Origin of the sequence: Natrononativus amylolyticus (assembly GCF_024362525.1) — an archaeon.
Taxonomy (GTDB): Archaea; Halobacteriota; Halobacteria; order Halobacteriales; family Natrialbaceae; genus Natrononativus; species Natrononativus amylolyticus.
This window is the reverse complement of sequence record NZ_CP101458.1, coordinates 1,767,462-1,786,738: the sequence shown is the minus strand read 5'-3', so window position 1 is coordinate 1,786,738 and position 19,277 is coordinate 1,767,462. Positions and strand designations below refer to the sequence as shown.

At 68.1% G+C, this 19,277-nt stretch carries 25 protein-coding genes and 2 tRNA genes; 19 read left to right on the top strand and 8 right to left on the bottom strand.

Features of this window, described 5'->3' with window-relative positions:
• Window positions 1–23 precede the first annotated feature (23 nt).
• The gene (locus NMQ11_RS09405) at window positions 24–500 is read right to left on the bottom strand and encodes a GNAT family N-acetyltransferase (protein WP_255167485.1); all 477 of its coding nucleotides are present in this window, start codon (window positions 498–500) and stop codon (window positions 24–26) included.
• Between the two features lie 129 nt (window positions 501–629).
• On the opposite strand from NMQ11_RS09405, the gene NMQ11_RS09400 reads away from it, so the two are divergent.
• Genes NMQ11_RS09400 through NMQ11_RS09390 form a run of 3 tightly spaced genes read left to right on the top strand, consistent with a single transcriptional unit; the run spans window position 630 to window position 3,741 of the window.
• Window positions 630–1,067 carry an archease gene (locus tag NMQ11_RS09400; protein ID WP_255167483.1) on the top strand — a complete coding sequence of 146 codons (438 nt, stop codon included), beginning with the start codon at window positions 630–632 and terminating at the stop codon, window positions 1,065–1,067.
• A 57-nt stretch (window positions 1,068–1,124) separates the two neighbouring features.
• Window positions 1,125–2,225, top strand: coding sequence for a DoxX family protein (locus tag NMQ11_RS09395; protein ID WP_255167482.1), 1,101 nt, complete (start codon window positions 1,125–1,127; stop codon window positions 2,223–2,225).
• A 55-nt stretch (window positions 2,226–2,280) separates the two neighbouring features.
• On the top strand, window positions 2,281–3,741 hold the full coding sequence (locus NMQ11_RS09390) for an RtcB family protein (protein ID WP_255167479.1): 1,461 nt from the start codon (window positions 2,281–2,283) through the stop codon (window positions 3,739–3,741).
• A gap of 11 nt (window positions 3,742–3,752) precedes the next feature.
• On the opposite strand, the gene NMQ11_RS09385 is transcribed toward NMQ11_RS09390, so the two are convergent.
• Both NMQ11_RS09385 and NMQ11_RS09380 read right to left on the bottom strand, forming a co-directional pair.
• The gene (locus NMQ11_RS09385) at window positions 3,753–3,986 is read right to left on the bottom strand and encodes a hypothetical protein (protein ID WP_255167477.1); all 234 of its coding nucleotides are present in this window, start codon (window positions 3,984–3,986) and stop codon (window positions 3,753–3,755) included.
• 45 nt (window positions 3,987–4,031) lie between these two features.
• Complete coding sequence (locus tag NMQ11_RS09380) at window positions 4,032–4,715, bottom strand: helix-turn-helix domain-containing protein (RefSeq protein ID WP_255167475.1); 684 nt, start codon at window positions 4,713–4,715, stop codon at window positions 4,032–4,034.
• A 152-nt stretch (window positions 4,716–4,867) separates the two neighbouring features.
• Between NMQ11_RS09380 and moaA the strand changes: the two genes are divergently transcribed.
• A complete protein-coding gene (moaA, locus tag NMQ11_RS09375) occupies window positions 4,868–5,827 on the top strand; it encodes a GTP 3',8-cyclase MoaA (protein WP_255167474.1) in 960 nt (319 codons plus the stop codon).
• A gap of 10 nt (window positions 5,828–5,837) precedes the next feature.
• Here moaA and NMQ11_RS09370 read toward each other — a convergent pair whose 3' ends face one another.
• From NMQ11_RS09370 to NMQ11_RS09360, 3 genes are read right to left on the bottom strand one after another with little or no spacing between them, the layout of a single operon-like run.
• Entirely contained in the window at window positions 5,838–6,341 is a 504-nt protein-coding gene (locus NMQ11_RS09370; protein WP_255167473.1) for a DUF7519 family protein, read from the bottom strand.
• Window positions 6,338–8,296 (bottom strand): DUF58 domain-containing protein, encoded by a 1,959-nt coding sequence (locus tag NMQ11_RS09365; protein ID WP_255167470.1) that lies wholly within the window; start codon window positions 8,294–8,296, stop codon window positions 6,338–6,340. The genes NMQ11_RS09370 and NMQ11_RS09365 overlap by 4 nt, the downstream gene beginning before the upstream one ends.
• Window positions 8,293–9,246: a DUF4129 domain-containing protein gene (locus NMQ11_RS09360; protein WP_255167468.1), complete on the bottom strand. Its 954-nt coding sequence runs from the start codon at window positions 9,244–9,246 to the stop codon at window positions 8,293–8,295. The genes NMQ11_RS09365 and NMQ11_RS09360 overlap by 4 nt, the downstream gene beginning before the upstream one ends.
• Before the next feature lie 205 nt (window positions 9,247–9,451).
• On the opposite strand from NMQ11_RS09360, the gene NMQ11_RS09355 reads away from it, so the two are divergent.
• The 15 genes from NMQ11_RS09355 (at window position 9,452) to NMQ11_RS09285 (ending at window position 17,668) form a co-directional block, all read left to right on the top strand.
• Window positions 9,452–9,534: transfer RNA gene (locus tag NMQ11_RS09355), tRNA-Ser, on the top strand.
• A 76-nt stretch (window positions 9,535–9,610) separates the two neighbouring features.
• Window positions 9,611–10,126 carry a 30S ribosomal protein S13 gene (locus tag NMQ11_RS09350; protein WP_255167466.1) on the top strand — a complete coding sequence of 172 codons (516 nt, stop codon included), beginning with the start codon at window positions 9,611–9,613 and terminating at the stop codon, window positions 10,124–10,126.
• Window positions 10,126–10,647, top strand: a complete 522-nt coding sequence (locus tag NMQ11_RS09345) for a 30S ribosomal protein S4 (protein WP_255167464.1) — start codon at window positions 10,126–10,128, stop codon at window positions 10,645–10,647. The genes NMQ11_RS09350 and NMQ11_RS09345 overlap by 1 nt, the downstream gene beginning before the upstream one ends.
• Before the next feature lies 1 nt (window position 10,648).
• Window positions 10,649–11,035 carry a 30S ribosomal protein S11 gene (locus NMQ11_RS09340; protein WP_255167462.1) on the top strand — a complete coding sequence of 129 codons (387 nt, stop codon included), beginning with the start codon at window positions 10,649–10,651 and terminating at the stop codon, window positions 11,033–11,035.
• Between the two features lie 3 nt (window positions 11,036–11,038).
• Window positions 11,039–11,788: a DNA-directed RNA polymerase subunit D gene (locus tag NMQ11_RS09335; RefSeq protein ID WP_255167461.1), complete on the top strand. Its 750-nt coding sequence runs from the start codon at window positions 11,039–11,041 to the stop codon at window positions 11,786–11,788.
• Between the two features lie 128 nt (window positions 11,789–11,916).
• Window positions 11,917–12,001 (top strand) — tRNA-Leu (locus tag NMQ11_RS09330).
• A gap of 198 nt (window positions 12,002–12,199) precedes the next feature.
• Window positions 12,200–12,553, top strand: coding sequence for a 50S ribosomal protein L18e (locus NMQ11_RS09325; RefSeq protein ID WP_255167460.1), 354 nt, complete (start codon window positions 12,200–12,202; stop codon window positions 12,551–12,553).
• Window positions 12,550–13,032 carry a 50S ribosomal protein L13 gene (locus tag NMQ11_RS09320; RefSeq protein ID WP_255167458.1) on the top strand — a complete coding sequence of 161 codons (483 nt, stop codon included), beginning with the start codon at window positions 12,550–12,552 and terminating at the stop codon, window positions 13,030–13,032. Before NMQ11_RS09325 ends, NMQ11_RS09320 begins: the two co-directional genes overlap by 4 nt.
• Window positions 13,026–13,424, top strand: a complete 399-nt coding sequence (locus NMQ11_RS09315; protein ID WP_255167456.1) for a 30S ribosomal protein S9 — start codon at window positions 13,026–13,028, stop codon at window positions 13,422–13,424. Before NMQ11_RS09320 ends, NMQ11_RS09315 begins: the two co-directional genes overlap by 7 nt.
• 12 nt (window positions 13,425–13,436) lie before the next feature.
• The gene (locus tag NMQ11_RS09310) at window positions 13,437–13,631 is read left to right on the top strand and encodes a DNA-directed RNA polymerase subunit N (RefSeq protein ID WP_255167454.1); all 195 of its coding nucleotides are present in this window, start codon (window positions 13,437–13,439) and stop codon (window positions 13,629–13,631) included.
• Window positions 13,632–13,636: 5 nt separating this feature from the next.
• Complete coding sequence (locus NMQ11_RS09305; RefSeq protein ID WP_255167453.1) at window positions 13,637–13,822, top strand: DNA-directed RNA polymerase subunit K; 186 nt, start codon at window positions 13,637–13,639, stop codon at window positions 13,820–13,822.
• Entirely contained in the window at window positions 13,819–15,024 is a 1,206-nt protein-coding gene (gene eno / locus NMQ11_RS09300) for a phosphopyruvate hydratase (protein WP_255167452.1), read from the top strand. The genes NMQ11_RS09305 and eno overlap by 4 nt, the downstream gene beginning before the upstream one ends.
• Window positions 15,021–15,824, top strand: a complete 804-nt coding sequence (gene rpsB / locus NMQ11_RS09295; protein ID WP_255167450.1) for a 30S ribosomal protein S2 — start codon at window positions 15,021–15,023, stop codon at window positions 15,822–15,824. Before eno ends, rpsB begins: the two co-directional genes overlap by 4 nt.
• A 117-nt stretch (window positions 15,825–15,941) precedes the next feature.
• Window positions 15,942–16,928, top strand: coding sequence for a mevalonate kinase (gene mvk, locus NMQ11_RS09290; protein ID WP_255167448.1), 987 nt, complete (start codon window positions 15,942–15,944; stop codon window positions 16,926–16,928).
• Window positions 16,925–17,668, top strand: coding sequence for an isopentenyl phosphate kinase (locus tag NMQ11_RS09285; protein ID WP_255167446.1), 744 nt, complete (start codon window positions 16,925–16,927; stop codon window positions 17,666–17,668). The genes mvk and NMQ11_RS09285 overlap by 4 nt, the downstream gene beginning before the upstream one ends.
• A 6-nt stretch (window positions 17,669–17,674) precedes the next feature.
• On the opposite strand, the gene NMQ11_RS09280 is transcribed toward NMQ11_RS09285, so the two are convergent.
• A complete protein-coding gene (locus NMQ11_RS09280) occupies window positions 17,675–18,220 on the bottom strand; it encodes a gamma carbonic anhydrase family protein (protein WP_255167444.1) in 546 nt (181 codons plus the stop codon).
• A gap of 113 nt (window positions 18,221–18,333) precedes the next feature.
• The gene (locus NMQ11_RS09275; protein ID WP_255167442.1) at window positions 18,334–19,236 is read right to left on the bottom strand and encodes a DUF726 domain-containing protein; all 903 of its coding nucleotides are present in this window, start codon (window positions 19,234–19,236) and stop codon (window positions 18,334–18,336) included.
• Between the last annotated feature and the right edge of the window lie 41 nt (window positions 19,237–19,277).

Below are 19,277 nucleotides of genomic sequence, written 5' to 3'. Positions count from 1 at the left end.
TCGCGCGACGGTTTCCGGGAGACCTACCGCCGCACGAACTCCGAGAGCCGGTCGGTGAGGCCGGTGTCGGAGCCGAGTTTGAGGTAGTAGGCGTCGCCGCGATCCTCGTAGTAGTTGTCGATGCGGCGCTTGATCTCGAAGCCGAGGTGCTCGTAGAACTGGAGGGCGTTCTCGTTGGTCGTTCGGGCGTGACAGGTAACCGTCCGGTGGTCCTCCGCGACCCGAGCGACGAGCCGTTTGCCGATACCCTCCCCGCGGTGGGCCGGAGAGACCGCCAGAAACAGGATGTAACCGTCGCGGCGGACGGCAGCGAAGCCGACCAGTTTGCGGTCGTGGAGGTAACAGTGGACCGTCGAGCGCCGGTAGGCGTCCGCAAAGAAGTCCCATCGCTGTTTGAGCACACCCTCCCGGTCGTGGATCTGCTCTTTGAGCAGCCAGGCCTCGTCGACGAACTCGTCGCTGCCCGGCGGAACGACGCGACTATCGATGTTGACGCTCACTACCACACCGTAGCAGCACCGGCAATATAATTCCACCGGCGGCGGCCGCTGGACCAGCGGCTCGTTGACAGTTTTCTAACTGCCGGAAACCGACGGACATACGGCCGCGGCGACCGAACCGTCGGTCGAATGTCGTTCGAGCTCCGGGACCACACCGCCGACATCGGCGTCGCCGCGACGGGGGACAGCCTCGAGTCGGCGTTCGCCGCCGTGGCCGACGGACTGGCGGCCGCCTCGTGTGATGAGGTTCCCGCGGCCCCCTCGTCTTCGGAGACCGACGCGTCGGCCGAGCCGTTCGAACTCTCCGTCGCCGCCGAGAGCCGCGAGGCGCTGCTGTTCGACTACCTCGACGAGCTGATCTACCTGCGCGACGTTCGCCTCGAGCTCCCCGCCGACAACGCGGTGACGATCCGTACCGAGGGCGACGAGTGGTGCCTCGAGGGCCGCGCCAGGGGGGTCCCGCTCGAGGAGATCACCGCCAGGGAGATCAAGGCGGTGACCTACTCCGAGATGCGTCTCGAGGACCGAGACGGCGAGTGGGAGGCGTACGTCGTCTTCGACGTGTAGCGGGCAAGGTTGTCCCGGACGGGAGCGTTTTATCCGCGGTCGTCGTACCGAGCGGCTATGTTCCGCGGCGTGTCCGTCCGGCGACGCCTCTCGCTGACGCTGCTCACGACGGCCGCACTGTTCGTCGTCGCGGTCGGCGCCGCGAGCGCACACGAGGAGTACGTCGTCGACGAGGAGTACGACGTCGGCGTCGCCGAGTTCGTCGGGGAGGCGCTGTCGGACCCGGCCGTCGTCGGCCCGCTGCTGGCGGGTGGGCTCGCCGTGCTCGCGGGCGCGGTCGGCTACCTGCGCTTCAGACCGGCCCCGCGGGACGTCGCCGCGTTCCGCCTCGCCATGCGCGAGTACACCGAGTACGTCCCCTGGCTGCTTCGGATCTCGTTCGGTATCCCACTGATCGGCGCGGGCTTCGGCGGCTACTTCGTCAGTCCGGCCGTCGACGTTCAGCTCCGGCTGCTCCAGGTGACCCTCGGCTTCCTCCTGCTGTTCGGGCTGGCGACGCGGCTCGTCGCACTCGCCTCGCTCGCCGTCTACCTCGTCGGCGCCGCCGTCTGGCCGACCCTGCTGTTACAGCTCGAGTTCGTCGGCGGGCTACTCGCCGTCGCGCTGGTCGGAAGCGGAAAGCCGAGCGCCGACCACGTCCTCGGACGGGTCGCCGGCGGTCCGGGAACGCTGTACGGCCGGGTCGACGTCGTCTACGACCGTGGCCGCCGGTTTCGGGCACGAGTCGAGCCCTACGAACGGTTCCTGCCGACGGTCGTCCGGGTCGGCCTCGGCGCCACGTTCGTCTACCTGGGCGTCACCCAGAAGCTGCTCCAGCCGGGGCTCGCTCTCGCGGTGGTCGATCGGTACGACCTGACGGCGGTAATCCCCGCGAGTCCCGAGCTCTGGGTGCTCGGTGCCGGGGTCGCCGAGACCGCCCTCGGCCTCGCGCTCATCGTCGGCGTCTTCACTCGCGCCGGCGCGGCGACGGCGATCGGTATGTTCACGCTCACACTGTTCGCGTTACCCGACGACCCCGTCCTCGCCCACGTGGCGCTGTTCGGGATGGCCTCCGTGTTGCTCATCACCGGCGGCGGCCCCTACGCCGTCGACAATCGAACGGAGGCCGTCGAGGACGGACTCGAGGAGGTTGCCCCGACGCCGACGACCGAACCGTAGTCCGGCGTCCCCGCCGAGCGCAGGTGCTTTCACGCCCGGCGTCGAACCCTCGAGTATGACCACGTTCGACGCGGACGGCATCACGCTCGAGCGCGTTCGAGAGTTCGTCTGGGAGATCCCACAGGAGGGAGACATGCGGACGCCCGCCCGAGTGCTCGCGAGCGAAGCGCTCCTCGAGGAGATCAGCGGGGACAAGACGCTCGAACAGCTCAAAAACACGACCCACCTGCCCGGGATCACGAAGTACGCGCTGTGTATGCCCGACGGCCACCAGGGCTACGGTTTCCCCGTCGGCGGCGTCGGCGCGCTCGACGCCGAAGACGGCTGTATCTCGCCCGGAGCGGTCGGCTACGACATTAATTGCGGCGTCCGGATGATGCGAACGAACCTCACCTACGACGACCTCCGGGGCCGTGAGGAGGAGCTCGTCGACTCGCTGTTCGCCAACGTTCCGTCGGGACTCGGCGGCGGCGGGGTCGTCGAGGCCGGCGTCGACACCGTCGACGAGATCCTCGCTCGCGGGGTGGACTGGGCGCTCGAGCACGGCCACGCGGTCGAGGAGGATCTACTGCACTGCGAGGACGAGGGGATGCGCGAGGGGGCCGACCCCTCCAAGGTGAGCCAGAAGGCGAAGGACCGCGGCAAGAACCAGATCGGCTCGCTGGGTTCGGGCAACCACTTCCTCGAGGTCCAGCGGGTGACCGACGTCTTCGATGCGGGGGTCGGCGAGGCGTACGGACTCGAGGAGGACCAGATCGTCGTCCTGATCCACTGCGGCTCGCGGGGGCTTGGCCACCAGACGTGTAACGACTACCTGCGGAAGATCGAACAGCACCACCAGGGCCTCCTCGATCAGCTACCGGACAGGGAGCTGGCGGCGGCGCCCGCGGGCTCGCAGCTCGCCGGGGACTACTACGGGGCGATGAACGCGGCGATCAACTTCGCGTGGGTCAACCGCCAGCTGATCATGCACCGCACCCGGCAGGTGTTCGAGCGGGTGTTCGACCGCCCCTGGGAGGAGATGGAGATGGAGCTGCTGTACGACGTCGCTCACAACATCGCGAAGAAGGAGACGCACACAGTGGATGGGGAGGAACGCGAACTCTACGTCCACCGAAAGGGCGCGACGCGGGCGTTCCCGGCGGGCCACCCCGAAGTGCCGAGCGCGTACCGCGACGTCGGCCAGCCGGTGATCATCCCGGGCAGCATGGGCGCCGGCAGCTACGTGCTGTGCGGGGGCGAGCGCTCGATGGAGCTCACCTTCGGTTCGACCGCCCACGGTGCCGGTCGGGTCATGAGCCGCACGCAGGCCAAGAAGGACTACTGGGGCGGCGACGTCCAGCAGGAGCTACGGGACCAACAGCAGATCTACGTCAAGGCCCAGTCGGGGGCGACGGTCGCGGAGGAGGCCCCCGGCGTCTACAAGGACGTCGACGAGGTGGTTCGCGTCTCCGACGCCCTCGGCATCGGCGACAGGGTCGCCCGGACCTTCCCGGTCTGTAACATCAAGGGCTGAGGGGCCGTCGCTCACTTGAGCCGAAACGGGTTGTCGTCCCCGTCGGCGTCCCGCCCTCGCTCTCCGGAGCGGCTGTCGCCGTCGCCGTAGGCCTTTCGCGCCGTCAGCGTCACCGTCGCCTCCGGATCGTCCTCGTCGGCCCACGGGCTGTCGTAGGCGGTGAGTTCGACGTCCGTAACGTCCCACCCTTCCTCCTCGAGCAGTTCGACCAGCCGCCGCTGGTCGCGGAGCATCTCGTCGTCCATGCGTTGGCCTCGCGGGCCAGTCGGGTAGCTATTGTGCCGGATACGTCAGGTCGACCCGTCCGACTCGGGCGTCTCCTCGGTCCCGATCGCGACGGCGTCCTCGACGAGCGAGCGGTGGGCGCGTCGAAGGCGCTCGGAGAGCGCCTGGTGAGAGATGCCGAGTTCGTCAGAGAGCGCCTCCATATCCGCCGCCCGGGGGATCTCGTAGTAGCCGCGGTCGAGGGCGGTGACGAGCGTCTCGTGTTGGGCGTCGGTCAGCCCGTGGCGACCGTGGCGGTCGTCGTCGAGCTGGTGGATCTTCTCGACGTTGATCGAGAGCCCGTTGTCGCTCGCGAAGTCGTAGGTTCGGGCGAGGGACTCCCGCTCGGGAAACAGGATTCGCAGCCGCCACCGGTTGTCCTCCCCGCGAGCTTTGAGAATCGTCGCCTTCTCCTCGGTCAGAAGGTGGATCATGACGGTGACGTCGTCGATCCAGTTCATCCGGTAGAGTCGCTCGTCGTCGAGATCCGTGAGGAGTTCGGCCGCCTCGACGCTCGGGTCGTCTGCGAGCGCGTCGTCGAGCGTTTGTAGCCGATCCGACTCGCCGGTGAACCAGATGTACGGCATCACCTGGTCCGGATCGTAGGCGACGACCCGTTCGATTTCGACCTCGAGGCCGTCGGTCTCGTCGAGGGTCTGCGAGAGGGCGAACTCGTCGGCAGGAATCGTGAGTTCGGCGATCGTGCTCATTGTAGAATACCAGTACGCCGACGGTTAAGAGTGATGTCCTCCGGAAAGTCACTCGGTTCCGGACGTTTTCGTCGACTCTGGTAACCGAAATCGGTTACGTATCGGCGGGAACGTCGGCGCGCTTAAGCGGATTCGTCTGCAACTGGGGAACGATGCTCACCGACGACTTCGGGCGCGGGGTGACGGGGGTTCGCGTTTCGCTCACCGATCGGTGTAACTTCGACTGCGTCTACTGTCACAACGAGGGCCTCGGGGACACGCGCGGGCCGATGGCGCCCCAGGACGACGAGATGAGCGCCGACGACGTCGTTCGCTTTCTCGAGGTCGCCGCCGAGTTCGACGTCGACGCGGTGAAGTTCACCGGCGGCGAGCCGATGCTCCGGCAGGATCTCGAGGAGATCATCGAGCGCACGCCTGACTCGATGGAAACGTCGCTGACGACCAACGGCACCTTCCTGCCGGGTCGTGCCGAGGCGCTCGTCGACGCCGGCCTCTCGCGGGTCAACGTCTCCCAGGACGCCCTCGACCGGGAGGCGTTCGCCGAGATCACCAAAAGCGGCGGCTACGACGCGGTGATGGAGGGCGTCGAGGCGGCCCTCGAGGCCGGGCTCGACCCCGTCAAGCTCAACATGGTCGTCTTCGAGCACACGGCGGGCTACGTCCCGGAGATGGTCGACCACGTCGCCGCGAACGACGGCCTTCAGCTCCAGCTGATCGAGTACATGCCCGAACTGACCGGAAAGCCCGAGTGGAACGTCGAGATCGAGCGCGTCCACGGCTGGCTCGCCGAGCAGGCCGACGAGATCGAACACCGGGAGATGCACGACCGCAAGCGCTACTGGATCGACGGTGGGATGGTCGAGATCGTCGATCCCGTCGAGAACCCCACCTTCTGTGCGAACTGCCACCGCGTCCGGGTCACCCACCAGGGCTACCTCAAGGGCTGTCTCAACCGCAACGACGACCTCCGCTCGATGGGCGAGATGACCAAAACCGAGATCCGTGAGGCGTTCCGCGAGGTCGTCGCGAACAGAGTTCCGTACTACGGCGAGTACATGGTCCGAAACGAGCACGGGGAGTGGGAGTTCAACGAGGAGTACATCGGCGTCTGAGACCGTCGTTTCAGCCGCGCGAGCCGAGTCCCATCACGACGAAGCAGGCCGCGAGCAACAGGAGGACGACCGCGCCGGCCGGCTGGCCACCCGCCGCGAAGGCGAACACCGCGTACCCGAGCGTCGCGGCGAGCAGCCCGACGAACAGACTCGAGACGACGTGGACCGCCTCGAGACGAGCCGTCTCGGCCTCCCGTCCGAGCTGATCGCCCAGGTCGATGCTGTCCTGGCCCAGGTCCCACGCGACGACGGTGGCGACCGTCGCGACCATCGTCGGTTCGACCGTCTCGCTCCCGATTCCGCTCACGACGACGCCGCCGAAGACGAACAGCGAGCCGACGTCGACGGCGAGGCGGTGTCCCCGAATCAGGCCGGCGCCGAGAGTACCCGCGCCGAGGACGGCGATGGCGGTCGCGTTGAGCGAGCCCATGGCGACGGCGGCGACGGCGACGATGGCCGCGCCGGCGGCGACGACGCTCGCGATTCTCGTCGGGCGTCGCGTGATCTCGCTCACCGTCGATCACCCGCGTTGGCCCGCGTGAACGCCTCGTCGATCGTTTCGTCGGCCCGCCAGTCGATAACGGGGATCCCGGCCCGCTGGAGGTCGAACTGTCTGATCCGGCGGGCGACGCGGGCCAGTTGCTGGCTGGTCGTCCGCTCGGCGGTCGGGTCGGGACTGATGACCGTCACCGCGTGTCCGCGCGCGTCGAGGCGGCGAGCGATCTCCGCGGAGACGTAATCACACAGCGGCGAGAGAAACAGGATCTGCGTCTCCGCCGAGAGACGCCGCTGGAGCACCCTGAGCTGGAACAGCCAGCGAGCCGTCGTCTCCGGCGGCACCGTCGAGAACTGCGGATGGGTCGTCAGCAGCCGCTGGAACTGCACCCGGTGGTGGTGGCCCGACGCGGGTGCCAGCCAGCACGGTTCCCAGGTGTCGTCCGTGCCGGGACGAGCCGTCGCGCCGAACGCCGCCAGTCCGACCGTGTCGCCCGAATCCAGCAGCGAGGCCGCGATCCGTCCGGCCGCGTCGACCGATCGGTCGACGGCGTGGGCCGCGTCCGGCTCCGGGGCGAGGTACGCCGCCTTCCGGGAGTCGACGAGCACCACCACGCGGGCGGCCCGCTCCTCGTGGAACTCGAGGGTAGCGAGCTCGCCGGTCCGGGCGTGGCGGTTCCAGTCGATCCGGTTCAGGGGATCGTTCCGACGGTACTCGCGAACGGAGTGAAACTGCGTTCCGGAGCCCCCGTCGGTCGTCGTCAGCCGACCGGAGAACGTCGCCGCGGTCGTCCGGAGCGGGACGGCGACCGCGGTCGGGCGCATCACCGGCTCACACGAGAGGGCGCCCTCGCAGTCGAGCAGGAACTCCCGCTCGGTCGACCGCGAGAGGTCGCGGGTGAACGCCAGCACCGGGTCGAACTCGTGGCGGCCCCGCCGGGCGACCACCGTGTACTCGAGGGCGACCGTCTCGTTCGGGCGAAGCGTCGTTCCGATCCGGCTCGAGCCCTCGGCGACCGCCAGCCCGGACGGCACGCCGTCGACGAGGCGGAGATCGGGGACGAGCGCGTCCGACTCGTTGGTGATCGTGAGCGTGACGTCGACCTCGTCGCCGGGCTCCGGCGATTCCGGCTCGAGGGTTCGCTCGAGCGAAAGTTTCGGCGTCGGAGCGTCGAGAGCGTAGGCGAACCCCGCGTAGCCGATGGCGACGACGCCCGCGAGGACGACGGCGGGCGACTCGCTCGCGGCACCGACGCCGACGGCGAACAGGGCCACCGCGCCGATTCCCGCCCAGTAGCCCGTCGGCCGCCGCGCCCGCTCGGTAACGTCGTCGACGCGTTCGGCCGTCGTCTGCGGGACGACGTTCTCGAGGTCCTCGGCGTCGTACTGCGGAAGCGCCTCGGGACGCTCCCGGTCGTCGAGTCCCGCGTAGCCGACCGCGGCGACCGCGGCGGCGGTTCGACGGACGCCGAGGCGGAATCCGGTTCGCCGGTCGAGCCTGCGAGCGAGACGCTCGCGCAGCGAGCCCGGAGTCGCCTCGAGCTCCGGCGAGAGGAACGCGGCGGCCTGCTCGTCGTCGGTCCACGTCCCCGCGTCGACCTGCCGGCGCGCCTCGGCGGGCGACAGCCCGCGAAACCGGGTCAGGACCGCGACCGCCGCGCCGTGGAGCCCGTCGGTGATCCGCTGGCTCGTCACGGTGAAGCCGACCGTCTCCGTCCGGAACTGATCGACGGCGCTCTGTAACGACGCTCCGGGGACGGGCACCTGGACGCGGTGTTCGGGATCGGGCGTGCCGGTGTGCTGGCGGCGGTCGAGCCGGCGATAGAGCGGTCGAACCGCACCGACGGTCGCGACGAGTCCCACGAGGATGATCACCCCCTGGGTCGTGTTGATCGTCACGACCCCGAACAGGGCCGCCAGCGCGACCGCGAACGTGAGGACGCCGAGAACCAGCGCGACGCGACGAACGTTCACTCGTCGACACCCCCCGAACCGGCCCTCGAGCGCTCCGTCTCGTGTTCGCGAGCGTACTCGTCTTCGATTCGCCGGAGGACGGCCACCGCCCGGGCTTCCATCTCGTCGGTCGTCTCCGAGTGGCCGTAGCGAACGTCCTCGAACAGCCGCGTGAGCTCGTCGACGTGTTCGCGCTCGAGGCCCGCGTCGACGGCGGCGGCCGCGAATTCGCCGGGCGTGCTCGTTTCGGGCCGCGGCACCTCGAGGAGGTCCGTCATCTCCTTCCAGGCCCGGTAGACCTCGTTGTCGATGTCGGCTTCGGCCTCGATGCGTTCGGCGGCGCGGCCGGCCGCCGCGGCGACGGCTGCCGCATCGCCCGCGTTCTCCTCCGGTTCGGCTTCGACGACCGCCCCGACGGGCTCGTCGCCGCCCCGCTCGGTGCTGAGAACGAGCGCCCCGACGAAGATCATCGTAATGATCGCGAGCACGCCGAGCAGCGGGCCGAACGGTATCGTCTCCGCCTCCCCGTCACCGTCGCCCGGCTGGCCGCCCTCGCCGCCGTCTTCTGGGGGTTCTTCGATCGGCTGCTGGCTCATGTTGAGATCGTCGGCGACGCCGAAGTGAAGCAGCGCGGCGACCAGCGCCAGGATGATCAGGGCGACCGCCAGGTAGACGGCGAGCATCTTGACCAGCCCCCGACGGTGAAAGATCAGGTACCACGCGAGCGCGAGCGCGAGCACGATGACGACCGCGTACGCCAGGTACTCGAGGAAGGCGGGGACCGATTCGACGCCCGTGATCGGTTCGCTCGCCGGCGCCTGAGGGCCGTGTCCGTCGCCGGTTCCGGAGCCGCCCGCGCCGCCGTCGCCGCCTACTTCGACGGGAGAACGCACCGTAGCCGCAGCGATCGCTACCGCGACGATACCGACGACGGCCGCGACGACCCGGACGAGAAAGTCGTTTCGGGACACCTGCTACGCTCGCCTATCGTGTCGACCATAATAAGCTAGGAGCATTTGCTGTTGGTCGGCCGATAGCACGACCGGCGGCTGCCGCCGAAGCGCCCGTCACGTGGGTCGATTCGTTGCGCTTAAGTACCCCACGCGGATACGTTCGAGTGCAATACGCTGTAGGGGGTCCGCCCCCGAGTCCGTACCGGGCGACGATAACACACGAGTCGTGGTAGCCAAGCGGCCCAAGGCGCATGGTTGCTAACCATGTGGCGTCAAGCCTCCGGGGTTCGAATCCCCGCCACGACGTCGGATCCAGACCACGCTGATGGGGTTCCATCAGCACTCGCATCGCGCGCAGACCAGAACCACAGATACACGACACATGAGCGAGGAAGACCCTCAAGAACAACAGGACGACGACGATCTTCAGTACTTCGTCCGGATCGGCCAGACCGACCTGGACGGGACGAAGTCCGTCGAGCGCTCGCTCTCCGAGATGAACGGGATCGGTCGACGAACCGCCCGCATCATCGCCGAGAAGGCCGAGGTCGACCGAACCGCGACGTTCGGCCGCCTCGACGAGGAGACCATCGAGCGCGTCGTCGACATCGTAGAGAGCTACGCCGAAGACGTTCCCGAGTGGCTGACGAACCGCCAGCGGGACTTCTACACCGGCGAAACGACCCACGAGATCGGCAACGATCTCCAGTTGACCCGCCAGCACGACATCAACCGCATGAAGATGATCGACTCCTACAAGGGAGTCCGTCACAAGCGCGGCCAGAAGGTCCGCGGCCAGCGGACGAAGTCCACCGGCCGAACGGAAGGGACCATCGGCGTCAACGTCGAGGAGATCCGCGAAGAAGCCGAGGAAGCCGCCGAGGAGGGTGACGAATAATGGCGCTCGGAAGCGACACCAAACACTACGAGACGCCGAACCACCCCTACCAGGGCGAGCGAATCGCCTCCGAGCACTCGCTGCTCGACCGCTACGGCCTGAAGAACAAAGAAGAGCTCTGGCGCGCACAGTCCCAGCTTCGCTCCTACCGGCGCGAGGCTCGTGACCTGCTCGCCCAGCCACAGGACGAGGAAGCCGTCCAGCGCCGGACCGAGGAGTTCCTCGGTCGACTCAAGCGCGTCGGAATCCTCGACGAGGCCGACGAGCTCGGTGACGTCCTCGGCCTCGAGGTCGAGGAGGTGCTCGAGCGCCGGCTCCAGACGGTGGCCTACCGGAAGGGACTGGCCCACACGCCACAGCAGGCCCGCCAGTTCATCGTCCACGGCCACATCGTCCTCGGCGACCAGCGCCAGCGGATCCCGTCGTACGTCGTCGACGTCGACGAGGAGGATCTCGTTGCGTTCGACGAGAACAGCCCGCTTGCGGACGAGCTCCACCCGGAGCGCGCGGAGGGACAGTAACATGGCAGACGACGAAAAATGGGGCGTTGCCCACGTACACGCATCGTTTAACAACACCGTCATGACCGTGACCGACCTCACGGGCGCGGAGACGATCGCCAAGTCCTCCGGCGGGACGGCGGTCAAGCAGAACCGCGACGAGGCGTCGCCGTACGCGGCCATGCAGATGGCCGAGTCCGTCGCCGAGGAGGTCAAGGCAGCCGGCATCACGGGCCTGCACGTGCGGGTCCGCGGCCCCGGCGGCAACCTCCAGAAGTCACCCGGTCCCGGCGCGCAGGCGACGATCCGCGCGCTCGCGCGCTCGGGGATCGAGATCGGTCGTATCGAGGACGTAACCCCGATCCCGCACGACGGATCGCGCGCTCCGAAAGGCAAAGGCGGCTACTAGATCATGACTGAGGAGTACGACGTCGAGTTCGTCGAACGCGACGATCGCAAAGCGCGGTTCCTCGTCCGCGGCGTCACGCCGGCGTTCGCCAACGGCATCCGCCGCGCGATGGTCGCCGACGTGCCGACGATGGCGATCGACACCGTCCGGTTCATCGAGAACTCGTCGGTGATGTTCGACGAACAGATCGCGCTCCGGCTCGGACTGGTCCCTCTGACGACCCCGCCGGAAGGCGAGTTCGTCGAGGGCGACACCGTCACCCTCTCGATCGACGTCGAAGGACCGGCGACCGCCTACTCCGGCGACCTCGTCTCGAGCGACGACCTCGTCCGACCGGCGGACGAGAACGTGCCGATCATCGAACTCAAAGAGGGCCAGCGACTCGAGGCCGAGGCCGACGCGGTCATCGAACGCGGCAAGACCCACGCCAAACACCAGGGCGGCGTGGCCGTCGGCTACCGCCACCTCCAGCGCATCGAGGTCGGCGACGACCTGCCGGAGTTCGAAGACCAGGAGCGCCGCATCGTCCGCGGCGTCGTCGAGGAGGACGGCGAACTGATTTCGACCAGCGAGTTCGACCACGACCTCTCGGAACGGTATCCGGGCAAGGAAGTCCACGTCGAGGACGTGCCGAACGCGTTCGTCTTCCACGTCGAGACCGACGGCTCGTTCACCGTCGAGGAGCTGGTCACCCGCGCCGCCGACTCGCTCGAGGCGCGCGCGACGGAACTCGAAGAGGCAGTACAGCTATAAGATGACAACTGGACGCCCCACACCCCCGACCGACCGCACGCCCGGCGCCGTGAGCTCCGAGGCCGGCCCGCGGTCGGTCAGCCGAACCGAAAGGGGTTTTACGGGGCGACCAGTACCGGGAAGTGCGAGCAGGGATAGCCAAGTCAGGCCAACGGCGCAGCGTTCAGGGCGCTGTCTCGTAGGAGTCCGCAGGTTCAAATCCTGCTCCCTGCATTGTTCCGGCTCGACCGAACGGGAGAGCCGCGAAAATGTAACTGCAGGTTTGAGCTACGGGAGTCGTAGCGGTCGAGCGCTAGCGAGGCCGACCGTCTTCCGGTGGTTCAAATCCTGCTCCCTGCATCACTTCTTTCCGGGATCGACGACCACAGCGGGTGGTGCGTCGGTCTCGACCGCAGTATTTGGAGGAAACCAATGAGTAGCAAGACTAATCCACGGCTCAACGATCTCATCGCCGAGCTGAAGTCGACGTCCCGCAGCGCGGACGCCGACGTCTGGCGAGACGTTGCGGACCGGCTCGAGAAGCCCCGCGCAAGCCACGCAGAGGTGAACCTGGGGCGGATCGAACGGTACGCACGCGAAGAAGAGACAGTGGTCGTTCCCGGCAAGGTGCTGGGTTCGGGCGCACTGCAGAAGAACGTCACCGTCGCTGCCGTCGACTTCTCGTCGTCGGCCCAGACGAAAATCGACCAGGTCGGCGAGACCGTACCGCTCGAGCAACTGCTCGAACAGAACCCAGAGGGCGCAGACGTCCGGGTGATCGCATGAGCGTCGCAGAGTTCGACGCCGACATCGTCGTCGACGCCCGCGATTGCATCCTCGGCCGCGTCGCAAGCGAGGTCGCCCAGCGCGCCTTAGACGGCGAGCGCGTCGCCATCGTCAACGCCGAAGACGCCGTCATCACCGGCGACAGGGAGGACGTGTTCGGAACGTACCGCAAGCGACTCGAACTCGGCTCCGACCGCGGCCCGTACTACCCGAAGCGACCGGACACGATCTTCAAGCGGTCCGTTCGCGGGATGCTCCCGTACAAGAAGCCTCGCGGCCGCGAGGCGCTCGAGAACGTCCGCGTCTACGTCGGCAATCCGTACGAGGGGGGCGCTGGCTCTGCGAGCCAGCGAGACGGAGACGGCGAAGCCGTCGAAGCAGAAGTCCTCGAGGACACGTCGCTGGACCGGCTCTCGAACATTCGCTTCGTGCACCTCCACGAGGTCGCAGAACAGTTAGGTGCTAACGTTACATGGTAACGAACACAAGTGGCAAAAAGAAGACAGCCGTCGCTCGCGCCACCGTGCGCGACGGCGACGGGCGCATTCGAATCAACTCCCAGCCGGTCGAGCTGGTCGAGCCCGAGATGTCGCGTCTCAAGATGCTCGAGCCGTTCCGCATCGCCGGCGACGACCTCCGGGGCGGCGTCGACGTCGACGTCCGCGTCGAGGGCGGCGGAATCAGCGGCCAGGCGGACGCGGTTCGGACCGCGATCGCTCGCGGTATCGTCCAGCACACGAACGACGCCGAACTCCGCGACGCGTTCATGGAGTTCGACCGCTCGCTGCTGGTCAACGACGTTCGCCAGTCCGAACCCAAGAAGTGGGGCGGTCCCGGTGCGCGGGCCCGCTACCAGAAGTCCTACCGCTAAGGTGATTCAAGTATGATGGTACCGGTCCGGTGTTTCACGTGCGGTAACGTCGTGGGCGAACACTGGGAGGAGTTCAACGCGCGCGCCAACGAGGGAGACGAGGACCCGCAGGCGGTTCTCGACGAACTCGGCGTCGAGCGCTACTGCTGTCGGCGAATGCTCGTCTCGCACCGCGACCTCGTCGACGTCGTCTCCCCATACCAGTGATCCCCATGCAACAGAAACGCCACAACCGATACGAGAAGGCACGCATCCTCGGCGCCAGGGCGCTTCAGGTGTCCTACGGGGCGCCGGTGCTGATCGACACCGATCAGACCGAGCCGATCCTGATCGCGGCCGAAGAGTACGACGCCGAGGCACTCCCCTTCACGGTCAAGCGAGGGCGAGATCGACGATGACGCTCGTCGCCGAGATCCGGTTGCGTGAGGTGCTCGACTCTCGAGGGAATCCGACCGTCGAGGCCGACGTCCTCACCGAAAGCGGCGGCTTCGGCCGTGCGGCCGCACCGAGCGGCGCCAGCACGGGCGAGTACGAGGCGATCGAACGGCCGCCGAACGAGGCGATCGCGGCGGCCCGCGAACACGCCGTGCCGCGGCTCGTCGGACAGGCGTACGCCGGCAACCAGCGCGAGGTCGATTCGATCCTCCGCGGGGCAGACGGCACCGACGACTTCTCGGAGATCGGCGCCAACAGCGCCGTCGCCCTCTCGATGGCCGCGGCGAAGGCGGGCGCCGACGTGCTCGGCGCGCCGCTGTTCCAGCATCTCGGTGGCGCGTTCCGCGGCGATACCTTCCCGACGCCGCTCGGAAACGTCGTCGGCGGCGGCGAACACGCCGCCGACGCGACGGACATCCAGGAGTTTCTCGTCGCGCCCGTCGGCGCGCCGAACGTCGCCGACGCCGTCTTCGCCAACGCCGCCGTCCACGGGGAGGTCGCGGACCTCCTCGAGGAACGCGGCGTCCCTTGTGGCAAGGGCGACGAGGGCGCGTGGGCGCCGCCGATCGACGACGACGAGGCGTTCGAGATCGTCGACGAGGCCGTCTCGACCGTCGAGTCGGAGGTCGGCTTCGAGATCGGCTTCGGCCTCGACGTCGCCGCTGCGGAGCTGTACGACTCCGACGCAGAGGTCTACGAGTACTCCGATACGACTCGAGACGCGGCCGAACAGGTCGAGTACGTCGCCGACCTCGTCGAGGAGTACGACCTCGTCTACGTCGAGGACCCGCTCGACGAGAACGATTTCGACGGGTTCGCCGACCTCACGGACCGGGTCGGCGACCGGACGCTGATCTGCGGCGACGACCTGTTCGTCACCAACACCGATCGGCTCGCGGAGGGGATCGACCGCGGCGCGGCCAACAGCATCCTGATCAAGCCGAACCAGATCGGAACGCTGACTGACGCCTTCGACGCGGTCGAACTCGCCACCCGGAACGGCTACGAGTCGGTGATCTCTCACCGCTCGGGCGAGACGGAAGACACGACGATCGCACACCTCGCCGTCGCGACCGACGCCCCCTTCATCAAGACGGGCGCCGTCGGCGGCGAGCGAACCGCAAAGCTCAACGAGCTCGTAAGAATCGCAGACGACGCGACATGACAGATAACGATACTCAACAGGAAGGGCTCGACGCCGCCGAAGAGGAGATCGACGAGGAGCCGGCCGAGGGGCCGGGTCCCGCCGCCGAACCCGAGGGCGACGTCGAACCCGCAGACGAACAGGACGCCGAGGCGACCGAGGAGGCCGCCCCGGCCGAAGCAGAGACCGAGGACGAGGACGCAGGCCCCGCGCTCGACGACGACGTCATGAGCGACGAGGAGGCCGACCTGCTGATCCCCGTCGAGGACTACCTCGGCGCCGGTGTCCACATCGGCACCCAGCAGAAGACCAAGGACATGGAGCGGTTCATCCACCGCGTCCGGACCGACGGTCTCTACGTCCTCGACGTCTCGAAGACCGACGGCCGCATCCGAACGGCCGCGGAGTTCCTCTCGAACTACACGCCCGAGCAGATCCTGGTCACCTCGAGCCGCCAGTACGGTCGGTTCCCGGCCGAGAAGTTCGCCGAGGCCGTGGGCGCCCGCGCCCGCACCGGCCGGTTCATTCCGGGTACCTTGACGAACCCCAAGTACGACGGCTACATCGAACCCGATGTGGTCGTCGTCACCGACCCGATCGGCGACGCCCAGGCCGTCAAGGAGGCGATCACCGTGGGGATCCCGGTCATCGCGATGTGCGACTCGAACAACCAGACCAGCAACGTCGACCTCGTCGTCCCGACGAACAACAAGGGTCGCAAGGCCCTCTCGGTCGTCTACTGGCTGCTCGCCAACGAGGTCCTCGACAAGCGCGGCGCCGAGCCGTCGTACTCGCTCGAGGACTTCGAGAGCATGCTGTAATCGCCGTTAACGTTCGTATTCTCGGCCGTTTTCCGCCGCCGGCGAGCGACGGCGCCCGTCTCGACCGCGCGACCGGGAACCGAATAGCTATTACTCGCCCTCGGACGACTAAGGGCCATGACGCTCTCGAGCGCTCCCGGCAAGGTGTATCTGTTCGGGGAGCACGCGGTGGTCTACGGCGAGCCCGCGGTGCCCTGTGCCATCGAACGGCGGGCACGCGTCGGGGTGCAGCGACGCGAGGACAGCAAGCTACGGGTGCACGCGGAGGATCTCAGCCTCGACGGTTTCACCGTCGAGTACAGCGGGCGAACCGACGACCATCCGGACGTCGACGTCTCGGATAGCCTGATCGCCGCCGCAATGGGGTACGTCGACGGCGCGATCGACCAGGTTCGGGACGTGACCGGCGAGGACGACGCCGGCTTCGACGTCACCATCGAGAGCGACATTCCGCTAGGTGCCGGCCTCGGCTCCTCCGCCGCAGTCGTCGTCGCCGCCATCGACGCGGCGACGCGGGAACTGGGGGTTCGCCTCGAGACCGACGAACTGGCCGATCGCGCGTTCCGGACCGAGTACGAGGTCCAGAACGGTCAGGCCTCGCGGGCGGATACGTTCTGTTCTGCGACCGGCGGGGCGGTCCGCGTCGAGGGCGAGGACTGCCGGACGATCGACGCCCCCGACCTCCCGCTCGTGATCGGCTTCGACGGCGGCGCGGGCGACACCGGCGCCCTGGTGTCGGGCGTCCGGACGCTCCGCGAGGAGTACGCCTTCGCCGCGGACACCGTCGAGACGGTCGGCGACCTCGTCCGGCAGGGCGAACGGGCGCTCGAGACCGGCGACCTCGCGGAGCTCGGCGATCTGATGAACTTCAACCACGGGTTACTGTCGGCGCTCGGCGTCTCCTCGCGCTCGCTCGACGCGATGGTGTGGGCGGCCCGCGACGCGGAGGCCTACGGCGCAAAGCTCACCGGCGCCGGGGGCGGCGGCTGCATCGTCGCACTCGACCCCACCGAGGCCACCGAGACCGCCCTGAAGTTCACGCCCGGCTGCGAGGAGGCGTTCCGGGCGGAACTCGCCGAGGAAGGGGTGAAGCGCCTCGAATGATCGTCCTCAAACTCGGCGGCAGCGTCATTACGGACAAGGATCGGGCGGAGACCCTCGACGGCGAGGCCCTCGAGCGAGCCGCGGACGCGGTCGCCGACGCACGGCGAACGGGAGAGACCGAGAGCCTGGTGCTCGTCCACGGCGGCGGCAGCTTCGGTCACGTCAACGCGAGCGAACACGGCGTGAGTACGACCGAGGGAACCCACGATCCGGGTGCAGTCGCCGCCATCCACGGCGCGATGAAGACGCTCAACGGGTTCGTCCTCCAGCGGCTGCTCGACCGGAACGTTCCCGCCGTTCCCGTCCATCCTTTTTCGGCGGCCCACCGGGACGAACGCGGTACCCTCCACCTGCCGACGGGTCAGCTCGAGACGCTGTGTTCCGAGGGGTTCGTCCCGGTCCTCCACGGCGACCTCGTCGCCCACACGGGCGCGGGGGCGACGGTCGTCAGCGGCGACGAACTCGTCGTCGAGGTCGCACGCGGGCTCGAGGCAGACCGGATCGGGCTCTGCTCGACGGTTCCGGGCGTGCTCGACGCCGACGACGAGGTCGTCGAACGGATCGGAAGCTACGAGGAGGTCGCCGCGGTCCTCGGTGAGAGCGAGTCGACCGACGTCACCGGCGGGATGGCCGCCAAGGTGCGGGCGCTGCTCGCTCTCGAGAGCCGGGCGTCGATCTTCGGTCTCGACGAACTGGCGGCGTTTCTGGCGGGCGAGGCGGTCGGCACGACCCTCGAGTGAGCGGGCCTACTCTTCGCTCCTCCTACCGCCGGGTGGGGTGCCGGCCGACCCGCGCTCGAGTACCTCGGAGGTTTCGGCGTGTTCTCGGGCCAGGTCGACGTAGCGCTCGCCGGCGGCCGTCCAGGCCGAGTTCTCGACCTCTCTGACGACTTCGGCGGGGGCGCCGACGGCGAGGGCGGAGTCGGGGATGGCGGTGTCTTCGGTGACGACGCTGTTCGCGCCGATCAGGCTCTCGGCGCCGATCTCGGCGCGGTCGAGCACGATCGCACCCATCCCGATCATACTTCGCTCGCCGACGGTCGCGGCGTGGACGATCGCGTTGTGACCCACGGTTGCGTACGGTCCGATCTCACAGCCCTCGTGGAGGGTCGCGTTGTCCTGGACGTTCGCGCCCTCGCGCAGAACGATTTCGCCGTGGTCGCCCCGGAGGACGGCGCCCGGCCAGACGCTCGCCTCGGTCTCGAGCGTCACCTCGCCGATGACGACCGCGCGCTCGTCGACGTACGCGGAGTCGGCGATTTCGGGAACGTGGCCGTCGAAGGATCGAATCATGCCCCGAGTCGGGCGCCGAGGCGGTTAGTCGTTGGTGGTTCGCGGTGAGCTCGCGTCCGCGGCGGACCGGGGCGGCGAACCGCTGCGGTCGAACAGCGTCGGTTGGACGGCGTTCAGAAGGTGGCGACGACCTCGTGAATACAGCCGTTCGAGCGGTAGTAGTCGCTGTGGCCGGGGACGTAGGCGACGTTGTGATCCGTGTAGTTCCACGGCGGCGTGCCATCGCAGCCCGCGTTGCCGATGGCGTTACCCCACTCGGCGGCGCCGTAGGCCCAGTTGAGCACCTCGTCGTCCTCCATCCAGAAGTTGTCGACCCGGCCCGCCGCTGCGGCGATGTCCGAACCGTAGGTGCCCTCCATCGAGACCGAATCGTCGTCCGCCGCGCCGCCGAGGATCGAGACGGAGTCGACGTCCTCGAGGCGATCCCAGTGAGCCAGGTTTCGCAGCGCCATCAGGACGACGCGGGCGCCCAGCGAGTGGGCGACGAACCGCAGCGAGACGTCGGGGTTCTCGAGTCCGTACGCGTAGGCGAAGTGGGCGAGTTTGGCGCCGTTTCGCTCGGCGATCTCCGTCGCGTTGTACCAGCCGAAGTCCGAATCCCAGGTGTAGCCGACGACCGGCTGATCGTAGCCCTCGGCGACGAAGGTGGGGGCGGCGTCGCCGAACGTACACAGCGCCCCCTCGTCGTTGTTGTTCCAGCCGTGGACGAACACCAGGAGTTCGTCCTCGGCGGCGGTGTGGACGCCCGGTATCCCGCCGCCGGCGTACTCGAAGTTCGTCTCGTCGTTGCCGTCGGTGAGCGTGACGCTCCCGTACCAGGTGGTGTCGAAGTGCCCGCGCGTGGAGACGCGGGGAAAGTCGTGGTCGGGATTCTCACAATCGTCGCCCTTGCCCGCTCGAGCGCCGCTCGTGGTGAGGGCGATCCCACCGACGCCGACGCTCGCGGCCCCCACACTCCGCAGGAGGGTCCGACGACTGACGCTGTACCCGCTCTCGGTTCGTGAACGATGTGGCATGTGACCAATTGTAATGCCCATTGCTATTGCTCTAGGGGAAC

What these genes read in the sequence shown, in the direction of transcription:
- NMQ11_RS09400 (WP_255167483.1), top strand. Translation starts at nt 630, where the DNA reads ATGTCGTTCGAGCTCCGGGACCACACCGCCGACATCGGCGTCGCCGCG.
- NMQ11_RS09395 (WP_255167482.1), top strand. Translation starts at nt 1,125, where the DNA reads ATGTTCCGCGGCGTGTCCGTCCGGCGACGCCTCTCGCTGACGCTGCTC.
- NMQ11_RS09390 (WP_255167479.1), top strand. Translation starts at nt 2,281, where the DNA reads ATGACCACGTTCGACGCGGACGGCATCACGCTCGAGCGCGTTCGAGAG.
- NMQ11_RS09385 (WP_255167477.1), bottom strand. Translation starts at nt 3,986, where the DNA reads ATGGACGACGAGATGCTCCGCGACCAGCGGCGGCTGGTCGAACTGCTC.
- NMQ11_RS09380 (WP_255167475.1), bottom strand. Translation starts at nt 4,715, where the DNA reads ATGAGCACGATCGCCGAACTCACGATTCCTGCCGACGAGTTCGCCCTC.
- moaA (WP_255167474.1), top strand. Translation starts at nt 4,868, where the DNA reads ATGCTCACCGACGACTTCGGGCGCGGGGTGACGGGGGTTCGCGTTTCG.
- NMQ11_RS09350 (WP_255167466.1), top strand. Translation starts at nt 9,611, where the DNA reads ATGAGCGAGGAAGACCCTCAAGAACAACAGGACGACGACGATCTTCAG.
- NMQ11_RS09345 (WP_255167464.1), top strand. Translation starts at nt 10,126, where the DNA reads ATGGCGCTCGGAAGCGACACCAAACACTACGAGACGCCGAACCACCCC.
- NMQ11_RS09340 (WP_255167462.1), top strand. Translation starts at nt 10,649, where the DNA reads ATGGCAGACGACGAAAAATGGGGCGTTGCCCACGTACACGCATCGTTT.
- NMQ11_RS09335 (WP_255167461.1), top strand. Translation starts at nt 11,039, where the DNA reads ATGACTGAGGAGTACGACGTCGAGTTCGTCGAACGCGACGATCGCAAA.
- NMQ11_RS09325 (WP_255167460.1), top strand. Translation starts at nt 12,200, where the DNA reads ATGAGTAGCAAGACTAATCCACGGCTCAACGATCTCATCGCCGAGCTG.
- NMQ11_RS09320 (WP_255167458.1), top strand. Translation starts at nt 12,550, where the DNA reads ATGAGCGTCGCAGAGTTCGACGCCGACATCGTCGTCGACGCCCGCGAT.
- NMQ11_RS09315 (WP_255167456.1), top strand. Translation starts at nt 13,026, where the DNA reads ATGGTAACGAACACAAGTGGCAAAAAGAAGACAGCCGTCGCTCGCGCC.
- NMQ11_RS09310 (WP_255167454.1), top strand. Translation starts at nt 13,437, where the DNA reads ATGATGGTACCGGTCCGGTGTTTCACGTGCGGTAACGTCGTGGGCGAA.
- NMQ11_RS09305 (WP_255167453.1), top strand. Translation starts at nt 13,637, where the DNA reads ATGCAACAGAAACGCCACAACCGATACGAGAAGGCACGCATCCTCGGC.
- eno (WP_255167452.1), top strand. Translation starts at nt 13,819, where the DNA reads ATGACGCTCGTCGCCGAGATCCGGTTGCGTGAGGTGCTCGACTCTCGA.
- rpsB (WP_255167450.1), top strand. Translation starts at nt 15,021, where the DNA reads ATGACAGATAACGATACTCAACAGGAAGGGCTCGACGCCGCCGAAGAG.
- mvk (WP_255167448.1), top strand. Translation starts at nt 15,942, where the DNA reads ATGACGCTCTCGAGCGCTCCCGGCAAGGTGTATCTGTTCGGGGAGCAC.
- NMQ11_RS09285 (WP_255167446.1), top strand. Translation starts at nt 16,925, where the DNA reads ATGATCGTCCTCAAACTCGGCGGCAGCGTCATTACGGACAAGGATCGG.
- NMQ11_RS09280 (WP_255167444.1), bottom strand. Translation starts at nt 18,220, where the DNA reads ATGATTCGATCCTTCGACGGCCACGTTCCCGAAATCGCCGACTCCGCG.
- NMQ11_RS09275 (WP_255167442.1), bottom strand. Translation starts at nt 19,236, where the DNA reads ATGCCACATCGTTCACGAACCGAGAGCGGGTACAGCGTCAGTCGTCGG.